The sequence below is a fragment of the Enterococcus sp. DIV0682 genome, assembly GCF_051712685.1.
Classification (GTDB): domain Bacteria; phylum Bacillota; class Bacilli; order Lactobacillales; family Enterococcaceae; genus Enterococcus; species Enterococcus faecalis.
The window spans coordinates 2110378-2123834 of the sequence record NZ_JBIOPK010000001.1 but is presented as its reverse complement, the minus strand read 5'-3'; the positions used below and the strand labels follow the sequence as shown (position 1 = coordinate 2123834).

At 37.1% G+C, this 13457-nt stretch carries 8 protein-coding genes; 4 read left to right on the top strand and 4 right to left on the bottom strand.

Annotation, left to right across the window (positions count from 1 at the left end; all coding sequences use genetic code 11):
- Positions 1–3: 3 nt before the first annotated feature.
- Positions 4–1197, bottom strand: coding sequence for a betaine/proline/choline family ABC transporter ATP-binding protein (locus IGK96_RS10180; protein ID WP_002355745.1), 1194 nt, complete (start codon positions 1195–1197; stop codon positions 4–6).
- A gap of 626 nt (positions 1198–1823) precedes the next feature.
- A complete protein-coding gene (locus IGK96_RS10175) occupies positions 1824–2714 on the bottom strand; it encodes a ring-cleaving dioxygenase (RefSeq protein WP_002355746.1) in 891 nt (296 codons plus the stop codon).
- A gap of 165 nt (positions 2715–2879) precedes the next feature.
- Between IGK96_RS10175 and queA the strand changes: the two genes are divergently transcribed.
- A complete protein-coding gene (gene queA / locus IGK96_RS10170) occupies positions 2880–3911 on the top strand; it encodes a tRNA preQ1(34) S-adenosylmethionine ribosyltransferase-isomerase QueA (protein WP_002355747.1) in 1032 nt (343 codons plus the stop codon).
- A 344-nt stretch (positions 3912–4255) separates the two neighbouring features.
- Here queA and IGK96_RS10165 read toward each other — a convergent pair whose 3' ends face one another.
- Positions 4256–4561, bottom strand: a complete 306-nt coding sequence (locus IGK96_RS10165) for a helix-turn-helix transcriptional regulator (protein ID WP_002355748.1) — start codon at positions 4559–4561, stop codon at positions 4256–4258.
- An 821-nt stretch (positions 4562–5382) separates the two neighbouring features.
- Here IGK96_RS10165 and IGK96_RS10160 point away from each other — a divergent pair.
- Together IGK96_RS10160 and IGK96_RS10155 are read left to right on the top strand one after the other, a co-directional pair.
- Entirely contained in the window at positions 5383–8028 is a 2646-nt protein-coding gene (locus IGK96_RS10160; protein WP_002358801.1) for a calcium-translocating P-type ATPase, PMCA-type, read from the top strand.
- A gap of 333 nt (positions 8029–8361) precedes the next feature.
- Positions 8362–10368, top strand: a complete 2007-nt coding sequence (locus tag IGK96_RS10155; RefSeq protein WP_002381294.1) for a KUP/HAK/KT family potassium transporter — start codon at positions 8362–8364, stop codon at positions 10366–10368.
- Between the two features lie 69 nt (positions 10369–10437).
- Here the strand turns inward: IGK96_RS10155 and IGK96_RS10150 are convergent, their stop codons facing one another.
- On the bottom strand, positions 10438–11136 hold the full coding sequence (locus tag IGK96_RS10150) for a helix-turn-helix domain-containing protein (RefSeq protein ID WP_002396538.1): 699 nt from the start codon (positions 11134–11136) through the stop codon (positions 10438–10440).
- A gap of 125 nt (positions 11137–11261) precedes the next feature.
- Between IGK96_RS10150 and IGK96_RS10145 the strand changes: the two genes are divergently transcribed.
- Entirely contained in the window at positions 11262–13406 is a 2145-nt protein-coding gene (locus tag IGK96_RS10145) for a heavy metal translocating P-type ATPase (protein WP_002361337.1), read from the top strand.
- Positions 13407–13457: the final 51 nt, after the last annotated feature.

The window sequence follows — 13457 nt, the reverse complement described above, 5'->3', positions numbered from 1 at the left end:
TGCTTACGCCTCCTCTTTATCAGTTTCGGACTCGCTTTGTTTTGCTTCTACAGCTTCACTAATCGTTGTTTCATCGCCCCAGATAACATCATAAACAATGTCAACAAGGGAAGCACGTGTTAAGATGCCCACCACTCGTTTTTGTTCATCAACGACTGGTACATATTTTAAGCCACGTTTTAAGATTCTTTGTAAAGCATCACGTAAAAGAGCGGTTTTTTGAACAAAGAAGACATCTTTATTCAAGATATCACCAACACTAGAAGCTTTGCCACGTTGCTGATCTAATGTTTCAACATCGATAAAGCCTTTAAGCACATGGGAATTATCAACAACTAATAAGGTATCAACCCGTTTTTCACGCATCAATTTAATCGCTTCTTGTAAAGATTTTTCCGGCGTGATAGTAATAGCTGAATTTAACATGACTTCATCAACAGTGGTGAAATCAGGTTTGGCTTGTAATAAGCGATCTTCTCCGATGAGTTCTTCTACAAATTCATTGGCTGGATGACGTAAAATATTATCTGGTGTGTCAAATTGAATTACTTTGCCTTCGCTCATAATGGCAATTTTATTTGCTAATTTCAACGCTTCATCCATATCATGAGTAACAAAGACGATAGTTTTTCCTAAACGTTCTTGCAAATCTTTCACTAAATCTTGTAATGAATCACGGGTGATAGGATCTAAAGCACCAAAAGGTTCATCCATTAGAATAATATCTTGATTGGCAGCTAAAGCCCGCACAACGCCGATTCTTTGTTGTTGTCCCCCAGAAAGTTCATTGGGATAGCGGTCCAACATTTCTCGTGGTAACTCAACCAAATCAATCATTTTTTCGGCTATCTTATTGCGTTCTTCCACAGGTACTTTTAATAATTTAGGCACTAAAACGATATTTTCACGAATGGTCATGTGAGGCATCAAGCCGATATTTTGAATGACATAGCCAATTTGGCGACGTAGCTCTACAGGATTGATTTTTTGAATATCTTGGCCATCAATTAAAATTTTTCCTTTTGAAGGGTCGGTCATGCGGTTAAGCATCCGCATTGATGTTGTTTTTCCACTACCACTTGTTCCGATGAAGCAGATAAATTCACCTTTATCGAAAGACAAATTAATGTCATCAACGGCGACTTTTCCGCCTTTATAAAATTTTGATACATGCTGAAATTCTATCAACTTACTCACCTCAACTAAATATTTTGAAAATGTATCTTATTACTAGTATGCTATAAAAATGCGATTTCGACAAATGTAATCTATTTTTAATGGGAAAAAGAAGGCGGTAAAAATTTTTTAATTCGTTCTAAAAAAAAGAAAAGACAACTATTGTTTAGTAAAAGTTGTCTGAACGAAACAAGATGTTAAAAAGAGTGTTCTGAGAAGGGGAAAAAGCCGCTATAACAAAGAAAAGTGTCCTTTGTAGCAAGTTGACGGGAGCTGAGTTTTTCATTAGAATGGAAAGAGAACAAGGGAATAAAATAAAAAAAGGCGCTTCATGATTTAGCGGCAACTAAATCACGAAGCCTTGAATAGTCACCTGTGCAAGTGGACCATCAAGTTGCCCGTTCAATCAATGGAAACCATTGATCACTTTTATTTTACTGAATTTTTGAAAAAATTACCAGTTTTTTTAAGAAGTAAGAAGTGGAAGAACGAAGGATGCTTTTTATGGAATGTGCAATGACGTTCAGAAAAATCTGAAGGTCATTTTTTATTCTCTTGTTCAAACATTCAAACATAGGGGAAGAGAGACGGACGTAATTTTGTCACCGATTATTACGTCCGTCTTCCGTTGTTTTCTAAAGCGTTGGTTACATGTCTTTGTAGAGGTTGGCTTCGATTGCAGTCCGTTTTGGTTCTAAAAAAGGCGGTAAAGCCAACGTTTCCCCTAAATGTTCCAGAGGCTCATCCAATGTAAAACCAGGAGTCAAAGTAGCAAATTCAACCCGATTCCCGCCTGGTTCACGAATGTATAAACTTTTAAAATATCCACGACTTACATACATTTCAATCTCCCAGCCTTGTGCTAAAGCGCGAGTGTGTAGTTCTTGTAATGCTTCATCATCAGCCACAGAAAAAGCAATATGATCCATACTGCCACGCCCCATTCGGCTTGTTTTATCCGACGTTGTTTGATGAACAGAAAAGCTTTCCGTCTCACTTAAAATAATCGTATTGCCAACTGCTTGCCAACCAAGAAATGTTTCAAAAAAGGCCAAGGTTTTTTCAGAATCTGGCACATGAAATTCAGTAGAGGCCAAACCGATAATTTGAACCGCTGCTGGAATGTCGTTAGAAACAACGAGTGTTTCTTTTAATGGATTTTCAGGAACTTCTGTCAGGATAATATGCGTATCATCTGGATCACTGAAATGTAGGCTCTTTTCTTTTTTGTTAAATGGAATTTTGTTTTCTGTTAAACGTTGTTCCCAAAAGGAAAGGCTGTTTTGGGGAATTTTTAAGCCAATCGTGGCTAAATAATTTTTTTCTTCATAGCGGTTGCCTAATAAGGGCACGATAAAAAAAGTTACTAAGCTTCCCGGTGTGCCTTGATAATCGCCATAAAAATAATGAGGCATGCGATTGTTGTCTTGATTTACGGTATTTTTGACAAAGCGTAAGCCTAACAATTTTGTATAGAATGATTGGTTTTCTTGACCATGACGCGCTAATAGTGAAACATGATGAAATTGAGCATGCATTTTGAGTTCCTCCTCTAAATAACTATGTATACTTACTTAAAGTAAGTATAGTGCTTCTGACATTTTTTGACAACTATTTAGTTTGATTCAGAAGGCTGACATAGCCAGAAACAAGAAAAAGTGTTAGAATAACCAAGATAAAAACTAGTAGAAAGAGTGACGGAAATGCTAAGTACAGAAGATTTTGATTTTGATTTACCAGAAGAATTAATTGCTCAAACCCCACTAAAAGATCGCGCTAGTTCACGATTATTAGTTGTAAATAAAGAAACAGGGGACATGGAGGATAAACATTTCCATGATATTCTTGATGAATTACAGCCTGGGGATGCATTAGTCATGAATAATACCCGGGTACTGCCGGCCCGTTTATATGGAGAAAAACCTGAAACAGGCGGTCATTTGGAAGTTTTACTTTTAACAAATACAGAAGGCGATACATGGGAAACCTTGATTAAACCCGCGAAACGTGCAAAAGTCGGCACGGAAATTCAATTTGGCGATGGTCGCCTAAAAGCGGTGGTTAAAGAAGAGTTGGAACATGGTGGTCGAATCATTGAATTTAAATATGATGGTATTTTCTTAGAAATTTTAGAATCGTTAGGAGAAATGCCATTGCCGCCATATATCAAAGAACGTCTAGATGACCCAGATCGTTATCAAACGGTTTATGCTGAAGAAAATGGTTCAGCTGCAGCACCAACAGCGGGTTTGCATTTTACAAAAGAACTATTAGAAGAGATCAAAGCAAAAGGTGTTCATCTCGTTTATTTAACTTTACATGTCGGTTTAGGAACATTCCGTCCCGTGAGCGTTGATAATATAGAAGAACATCATATGCATAGCGAATTCTATCGTTTAACTGAAGAAGCGGCTAAGCAACTAAATGAAGTACGCCAAGCAGGCGGTCGGATTGTTGCGGTTGGAACAACTTCTATTCGTACGTTGGAAACAATTGGCACAAAATTTAATGGTGAAATCCAGGCTGACAGTGGCTGGACCGATATTTTTATCACACCAGGGTATCAATTTAAAGTCGTAGAGGCTTTTTCAACGAACTTTCATTTGCCAAAATCTACGTTAGTGATGCTTGTGAGTGCCTTTGCAGGAAAAGACTTAACATTGGCTGCTTACCAACATGCAATTGAGGAAAAATATCGTTTCTTTAGTTTTGGCGATGCAATGTTTATTAAATAAGCGACACTTTGTGAGCAGAATACTTGGGATTGAAACAAAAATATATTATGATAAACACGTGATTTTTGGAATCACAGTAAAGGTGTGCTTTATTTTTTCTTCCCCTGTAAATAATAAAGTTAGAAACCAAAACGCTACTAGAGCAAAAATGCTTAGTAGACAATCTTAGAATAAAAAGAACGACGCAACCAAGGTTGCGCCGTTCTTTTTTTATGTAAGAAAAGATTAATTATTGAAACAACAATACGAAGAAGTGCTTTCTTCGTATTGCCGGTACTAAGTTGTACCTCGGCAACTCCAAGTACAATCAGAAAAATTGTCTTGTTAAGTACAGCTTATACTGTTTAGGCTTCTTGTTCTACATCGTCATTCAGTGTTTCTTTGAAGGTGAACACATCATCAATGGTTACGCCAAAGACGTTCGCGATGTCATGCGCAAGAAGTAATGAAGGATTGTACTTGTTTCGTTCCAGTTGAATAATTGTTTGTCGAGAGACACCGACTCGATTGGCCAAATCTTGCTGGGTCATACGAGCCATAGCACGATAAACATGAATTGAACTTTCAAACGAAGATTTTTTCTTTTTTCGCATAGCATTCCCTCCTTTAAAAGAAGATAAAATAGAATGTGCACCTTGAATATAACACATATGATTATTTGATACAAATATATTTTATTGCCTAAAAGAAAAAACCGAGCTTAAATTTAAGCTCGGCCTTGTTAACGGGAAGACATCAATTGGTTGAATAAGTGTTTACATTTCGCGATACATGTAAAGCAAAAGGTGAACGTGATGTGGTGAAACTAAAACCTTGTTTTCATACAGTTTCGACGCTTGGATGGTGGATAACTTGCGTTAGGTGATAACAGATAGGGTAAATGCTTTATAGAAACTCCATCCTTCTATAACCTTTCCCTATTTTCCGATACGAGTTATCACTAACAATTACTCTACACGTATTGTTTACAGGTGAATCTTGCAATTCTAACAACTTTGAGTTTACCGATTTTTATCTACTGAGAAAATCTTCAACCAATTGATTTGCATGTCCTCCTTACACTTAAAGAATAGCACCTTTTGGAAGCGTTTGCAAGTTATAACACTTATTAATAAGATTAAATATAATATTTTTCTGGTTATTTTATAACATGTAAAATAAATAATTGTGCGAACTAAATAACATTGTATTTTTTGTTGTTTTTGTGTTGAATATATAGAAATAAACTATTTTTTATCAGACAAAATGAAAAAAATGTCCATTGCTTTTTGGCTGAATTCGTTTCTTTTTTCATAAAATTCCCATAATCAAATAGAAACATTGCTGTAGCAACAACGAAAATACCAGTTTTTTCTGGACATATGAGAGAACGCTAAGCCAAAGATGAAAAAAGTTGCGTGTTCAAAAAAAATCATGTTATATTTAATAGAGACACTATTATATAGGAAGAAAAAATTAGAGGGGGAATAGGATGGAAGCTTACAAGCAAACTGTCGATACTGTCACAAAAGAAGTTTCAGTCAATACTGAAACTGGTTTAACACAACAAGAGGCCCAACAACGGCTGAAAGAAAATGGCCGCAATCAATTTGAAGAGGCTAAGAAGGATTCTGTGTTAAAGAAATTCATTCACAGTTTATCTGATTTTACGACGATTATTTTATTAGTTGCTGCGGCAATTTCGTTTTATACAGCAATCGTAACAGAACATGGCGAATATTTTGAAGGAATCTTAATTATTGCAATTGTGATTATCAATGCTGTTTTGGCCATTGTTCAAGAAGGAAATGCTGAAAAATCTCTGGCGGCTTTACAAGACATGAACAAGCAAAGTAGTGCAGTCTTACGAGATGGCAAGGTAATCGAAGTCGATGCTGAAGAACTAGTAGTAGGAGATGTTCTAGTTCTTGAAGCTGGTTCAATGATTACAGCCGATGCACGACTTATTCAAGCTTCTCAAATGCGCGTAGAAGAGTCAGCACTAACAGGTGAAAGTGAACCTGTTGAAAAAGATCCTACATACGTGGGGCATGACGATGATGGCTTAGGAGATCAAATAAATATGATTTTCAAAGGCTGTACCGTTGTGAATGGCCGCGGACGAGCAGTAGTAACTGCAACAGGAATGAATACGGAAATGGGTAAAATTGCTGGGTTACTGAATAACAGCGATCAGCAAAAAACACCATTACAAAAACGCTTGAATCAATTAGGCAAACGTATTAGTTTGTTAGCCTTAGGGGCTGCGGCAATTGTTTTCATTATTGGTGAACTGCAAGGAGAACCGCTTCTTGAAATGTTTATGACAGCCGTTTCCTTAGCGGTGGCAGCTGTACCAGAAACACTAACCGTGATTGTAACGTTAACCTTAGCATATGGTGTTCAAAAAATGGCTAAGAAACATGCGATTATTCGTCGATTGCCAGCAGTAGAAACGCTAGGAACTGCGAATGTTATCTGTTCTGATAAGACAGGAACACTGACACAAAATAAAATGCGCGTCCGCCGAGTATGGCATCGTGGTGATGAAGTAACGGATACGGAAGATGCCATGACCGATGAAGCCATGGAAGTATTGAAAATGGCTGCTTTATGTACAGATGTCATTGTGGAAAAAGAAGGCGATGAACTAACTGTTACAGGGAATCCGACAGAAGCGGCAATTGTTCGTGCTGTCGAAGAAAATTATCATACTAAAGAAGAACTTGAAGAAAAATATCCTCGTATTGGTGAAATTCCCTTTGATTCAGAACGAAAAATGATGACTACGGTCCATCAATGGGGGAAAAAGTACATCTCAATTACTAAAGGAGCCTTTGATGTGTTACTACCACGTTTTGGTTTCGGAGATGTCGATCAAGCGGCTATTGTTAATGATCGTTTCGGAAAACGAGCGTTACGAGTTATTGCTGTCGGTTATGCCGTATATGATGAACCACCCAAGGAAATTACATCAGAGGCTTTAGAAAAAAATCTTCGCTTGTTAGGCTTAATTGGCATGATTGATCCACCACGTCCAGAAAGTAAGGGCGCCATTGCTCGTGCGAAAAAAGCTGGAATTAAAACAGTCATGATTACTGGTGATCACGTGGTAACAGCCAGTGCAATTGCTAAAGAATTAGGAATTTTAAAAGATAAAAGTGAAGCCTTATCTGGTTCAGAACTGAAAAAAATGAGTGATGAAGAATTAGATAAACGTGTTAAAGATTTATCCGTTTATGCACGTGTAACCCCTGAAGATAAAATTCGAATTGTTCAATCATGGCAACGTTCTGGCGCTGTTGTAGCAATGACCGGAGATGGCGTGAATGATGCGCCAGCCTTGAAAGCTAGTGATGTCGGTTGCGCAATGGGGATTACTGGAACAGATGTGGCCCAAGGCGCTTCAGATATGATTTTGACGGACGATAACTTTGCAACTATTGTTGATGCGGTTGCACAAGGACGTGCCGTGTACCGAAATATTCGTAAAGCCATTAACTTCTTGTTAAGCTGTAATATTTCTGAGATTTTTATTGTTTTAATTGCCATGTTACTTGGTTGGGGTGCACCATTTACTGCAGTTCAACTGTTGTTTGTTAACGTGGTCGCAGATGGGTTACCTGGTTTTGCATTAGGAAAAGAACCAGCGGAAAAAGGAATTATGGATGAGGCACCAATCCCTAAAAACGAAGGGATTTTTGCACGAGGCTTATGGCAAAAGATTGGGATTAATGCAGCAGTGTTCACAGTCATTACTTTGTTTGGTTTTTACCTAGGTGCTTTTGTACCAGGTGTTTCAGCCTATGTTTCAAACAGCTATGAAGTTGGACAAACAGTGGCATTTTTAATCTTAGCTTATTCCTCTATCTTACATGTCTTTAATGTTCGTAGTGCGAACTCTGTTTTCCGTGTAAAATTATCAAGCAACAAGTCGCTCTTTGAAATGGTCGTTTTAGCATTACTAATTACCACAACCATTGCTTTATTACCATTCACACAAGAACTATTTGGATTAGTGCATATTAGTTTAAATCATTGGATGTTAGCAATTTTCCTATCCTTTGTGCCAATTTTCGTCAATGAAATGATTAAGTTCCATTTCTCTGAAGTTGAAGAGGAAGAAGAAGTGATTTAAATTTAACAGGAATAAAAGAAGCTACTTTTGTTCAGAAAATTATCTTAATAGTTAGCAAGTGGGGCAGCAGTCGTTTCGACTGCTGCCCCACTTATTTTTGATTTTCCTTTTTTCAAAATAGGTGGGTTTCTTATCTAAGATGAACATTCTCTAATAAAAAGACTTGCTAAACGATTTAAAACGTATTATAGTGAGTAGCATCGTTAGTCAAAAAGCGCTTTTTGACTAATGAAAAAGATATATAAAACGTTATATAATAAAGAGTTTTAAAAGTTTTTATGGAGCTGTTGGTTAAACTAAACGAAGTCATTTCTTTTGTAGGAGGAAAGTATTGTGTTACACAAAGCAGAGGGGTTTGATCGTCGGAAATTTACGATGGCAGGGATCTTAGTTGCCATGGGCGTTGTCTATGGAGATATTGGAACGAGCCCTTTATATGTAATGAAAGCCATTGTAGGAGATAATGGTGGCTTGGCACGGGTTTCTGAATCGTTTATTTTAGGTTCGGTCTCGTTAATTTTTTGGACATTGACTATCTTAACCACGATTAAATATGTTGTTATTGCTTTAAATGCTGATAACCATGGAGAAGGTGGGATTTTCTCTCTTTATACATTGGTTCGTAAAAAAAGTAAGTATTTGATTATTCCCGCAATGATTGGCGGCGCCGCTTTACTGGCTGATGGCGTTTTGACCCCGGCTGTGACAGTGACGACAGCGATTGAAGGCTTACGGGGGATTCCAGCATTTTTTGAACGTTTTGGCAATGACCAAACGATTATAGTGGTTATTACGTTGACGATTATTTTAATTCTTTTTTCTGTTCAACGATTTGGAACAGAATTGGTCGGGAAAGCTTTTGGGCCGATTATGTTCTTGTGGTTTACTTTTTTAGGCATCATTGGTTTAATGAATTTTAGCCAAGATTGGACGGTTATTCGTGCATTAAATCCATATTATGCTTTGCAATTACTAGTCAGTCCAGAAAATAAATTAGGTCTATTTATTTTAGGGAATATTTTCTTGGCTACAACTGGTGCTGAAGCTTTATATTCTGATTTAGGGCATGTAGGAAAAATGAATATCCGCATTAGCTGGCCGTATATTAAGATTTGTTTGATTCTTAATTATTTAGGGCAAGCTGCGTGGTTGTTAACGGTCAAAGAAAACCCTGAAATGCAGGCATTAGCTGAAATTAACCCATTTTTCCAAATGATTCCACGAGGTATTCTTGTATTTGGCGTTGTTTTTGCAACAATCGCCGCAGTGATTGCTTCGCAAGCGTTAATATCAGGTTCGTATACTTTAGTTTCTGAAGCGATTAAATTGAAGTTATTACCAAGACTTAAAATTATTTATCCTGGGAGTAATATCGGTCAAATGTATATTCCAGCGGTGAATTTAATTTTATGGTTAGCTTGTTCAGCAATCGTGCTGGCTTTTAGAACATCGACACACATGGAAGCTGCGTATGGTCTATCGATTACGATTACGATGTTGATGACAACCATTTTATTGTTGTTTTATCTTTTGGATAAAATTCCAGCTTGGTCTGCGTATCTAATTTCCTTGTTCTTTGCTGCCATTGAAGTTGTCTTTTTCTTTTCAAGTGCTGCGAAGTTTTTCCATGGTGGATATGTTGCTGTGGGAATGGCAGTCTTCTTGTTATGCATCATGATTATTTGGGAACGCGGCAACGAGATTAAAGAAGCAACGGCGGAACAAGTGTCGTTGGAAAAATATGTACCACAACTTAAAGCTTTGAAAGAAGATACATCTGTACCAATGTATCAAACCAACGTGGTCTTTTTAACCTCCGATCGAGTGGACGGCGAAATTAATCGTAATATTATTTATTCGATTTTGGACAAACAGCCAAAACGAGCGAATGTTTATTGGTTTGTTAATGTTCAGGTAACAGATGAACCCTTTACTCAAGAGTATTCTGTTGATATGTTAGGGACTGATTTTATTGTGCAAGTTCAGCTATATTTAGGCTTCCATATTTCTCAAGAAGTGAATGTATATTTAAGACAAATTGTTCATGACTTGATGAAAACAGGCCGCTTGCCAAAACAGCCACAACGTTATTCATTAACGCCAGGGAGAGAAGTTGGCGATTTCCAATTTGTATTAATTCAAGAAGAATTATCTAACGTTTCTGAACTGAAAAAATGGGATCGACAAATTATGCAGGCAAAATTAGCTATCAAAAACTTAACTACCTCTCCTGAAAGTTGGTTTGGCTTGGAATACAGTGAAGTCAAATATGAATCCGTTCCTTTAATCATTGGCCCACAACGGAAAACGCACTTAGTCGAACGAAAGAATCGTTCATAAATAGAAGAAATTTAACTAAAAGATTGAGCCTAAGTCCTTGAGATACATGGCTCAATCTTTTTTGTAGAATCAGAGTAAATACTGTAATTCCACAAAGAATTCATTTAAAAGCGTTTGGTCTTTAAAGGAATTCATCCGCTTAAAGATGGCCAGTAAGACTTCTTTTTGAGGTTCAGTTAATTGATCTACTTTTAACAAAGGAAGAAAAGCGATAATCAGAGAATAATCCAATTCTGGATTTTGAGAATGTGTAAATAATTCATGGAGTTCTGACAAAATAAACGGATGATAATAAGATTGGTCAGACTGTTCTTCTGCAGTTGTTGGTTCATAAATAGAAATACTCTCTTGGGAATGAGAGGGGGCTTCTACTGTTAAAGGAAAAGCATAAAAGGACTGCTGTAACTTTTGCGCTTGAATCATAATTTTTAATGAATCGTGATAGGATAGCTGTTCTTCAGATAAACGTACCATCAACTGAGTAAAAAAAGGTGGTTTTAGTAGTTGTTTATTTTGAAAATTTTCTTTTAATAGCTGGCGCACAAATCGATCGAAATCACCATAAAGTAGCCAATCTACTGTTGTGTCACAGGCTTTAGCGATTTTTTTTAAGTATCGTTTATTGGGTAAATTCAAACCTAATTCCCAGTTACTAATTGTACTTCCACTAGATAGACCAATTTTATTGGCTAAATAACGTAAAGTGTACTTCTTCTTTTTTCGAGCTTCACGCATGCGCGCCCCGACTTGCTTTGTAGTAATTTTCATTGAAACACTCCTTTTGTAATAAATATGAGGATAAGGTGTTCTTAAAATATACATACGCAAAATTCGGCTCTTTTTTTTTCTAAACTAAAAAAAGTAATTATTTCTAACAATTTTCATCTTGTGCTATGCTTAAGATGAAAATACTTAAGAAGAGAAGGGATCATATGTCAGCAAAACATAATCATGAACAACATCAGGAAAAACAGCCAACAATGTCCCACGATAAAATGAATCACATGAATCATGATATGGCGCATGAACAAATGGCTATGTCACACCAACATGAAGGAATGAAGGGAATGGACCATTCAATGCATATGGGGAATTTTAAACAAAAATTCTGGCTGTCATTGATTTTAGCTATTCCGATTATTGTTCTTTCACCAATGATGGGTTTTCAATTACCTTTTCAATTTACTTTTCCAGGTTCTGATTGGTTGGTCTTAATTTTAGCAACTGTGCTATTTTTTTATGGTGGACAACCATTTTTAAGTGGCGCTAAAATGGAATTACAGCAAAAGAGTCCAGCAATGATGACGTTAATTGCGATGGGGATTTCGGTATCATATTTTTACAGCCTATATGCGTTTTACATGAATCATTTTACGAATCAGGCCCACGTGATGGACTTTTTCTGGGAATTAGCCACTCTGATTGTTATTATGCTTTTAGGCCATTGGATTGAAATGAATGCTATTTCTAATGCTGGTGATGCCTTGAAAAAAATGGCTGAACTGTTGCCTGACACAGTCAAGCGAATGACTGAACATGGGGAAGAAGAAATTCCTTTGCAAGATGTTCAAGAAGGCGATCGCTTGATTGTTCGTTCGGGAGATAAAATTCCGACAGACGGTAAAATTTTGAAAGGAAGCACAACAGTCGACGAATCGATGGTTACAGGGGAATCAAAAACAGTAGAAAAAAACATTGGCGACTCCGTGATTGGTGGAGCTGTCAATGGCAACGGAATGATTGAAATTTCGGTAACTGGCACGGGTGAAAATAGTTACCTGTCAAAAGTTATGGAGATGGTTAAACAAGCGCAGTCGGAAAAATCAAAACTAGAATCCATTTCAGACCGTGTAGCCAAGTGGTTATTCTATATTGCCTTATTCGTAGGTGTGTTAGCATTTATCGGTTGGTTACTCGTAACGAAAGATTTGTCTCTAGCATTTGAACGAATGGTTACAGTTTTTATTATTGCCTGTCCCCATGCGTTAGGCTTAGCAATTCCTTTAGTGATTGCTAGAAGTACCTCCATTGCTGCTAAAAATGGCTTACTTTTAAAAAATCGGAATGCATTAGAACAAGCCAATAAGGTTGAATATGTGTTGCTGGATAAAACTGGAACTTTAACAGAAGGACAATTTACAGTTACTGGCTTAGAATTAATGAGTAAGCAGTTTACTAGAGAAGAAGCACTTAAATATATTGGGGCATTGGAAAAAAATGCAAATCATCCGTTGGCAATTGGAATCATGAACTATTTAAATAAACAAGCCGTTCAACCTTATGAAGCCCATAATCTGCAAGCTTTATCAGGCGTAGGACTGGTTGCTACTGTTCAAAACCAAGAAGTCAAAATAGTCAATGAAAAAGAAGTTGCACGGTTACAGTTAACCTTCGATGAAACAATTAAAACAAACTATCAAGAGCAAGGAAATACCTTGAGCTATTTAATCATCGCTGGTCAATTAGTCGCACTGCTTGCTTTAGGAGATAAAGTCAAACCAGAAGCTAAAACATTTATTGCAGAGTTACAAGCGCAAGGAATTACGCCAGTCATGTTAACAGGGGATAATCAAACAGCTGCCAGTGCAGTTGCTAATTATTTAGGAATGAAGGAATACTACGCAGAGCTCTTACCAGAAGATAAAGAAAAAATTGTGCAACAGTATCTTACTGAGGGGCATCAGGTCATGATGGTAGGAGACGGTATTAACGATGCACCAAGTTTAGCCCGTGCTTCAATCGGCATTGCGATAGGCGCTGGTACAGATGTAGCGATTGATTCGGCAGATGTTGTACTGACGGATAGTGATCCTAAAGATATTTTAAGGTTCTTAGATTTAGCCAAACAAACACGACGTAAAATGATCCAAAATCTTTGGTGGGGAGCTGGGTACAATATTGTCGCCATTCCTTTAGCGGCTGGGGTTCTTGCACCAATTGGGATTGTTTTAAATCCAGCTGTAGGTGCTGTCTTGATGTCATTAAGTACAATTATTGTAGCAGCAAATGCTATGACACTGCATATTTCAAAAAAATAATTCGATATAATTGTAGAGAGCGGAAAGTAATCAATACTTTTTGTTCTCTAT

Bases quoted from the DNA above. Each gene is read 5' to 3' on its own strand.
- IGK96_RS10145 (WP_002361337.1), top strand. From the start codon at position 11,262: ATGCTTAAGATGAAAATACTTAAGAAGAGAAGGGATCATATGTCAGCA.
- IGK96_RS10165 (WP_002355748.1), bottom strand. From the start codon at position 4,561: ATGTGTTATATTCAAGGTGCACATTCTATTTTATCTTCTTTTAAAGGA.
- queA (WP_002355747.1), top strand. From the start codon at position 2,880: ATGCTAAGTACAGAAGATTTTGATTTTGATTTACCAGAAGAATTAATT.
- IGK96_RS10160 (WP_002358801.1), top strand. From the start codon at position 5,383: ATGGAAGCTTACAAGCAAACTGTCGATACTGTCACAAAAGAAGTTTCA.
- IGK96_RS10150 (WP_002396538.1), bottom strand. From the start codon at position 11,136: ATGAAAATTACTACAAAGCAAGTCGGGGCGCGCATGCGTGAAGCTCGA.
- IGK96_RS10175 (WP_002355746.1), bottom strand. From the start codon at position 2,714: ATGCATGCTCAATTTCATCATGTTTCACTATTAGCGCGTCATGGTCAA.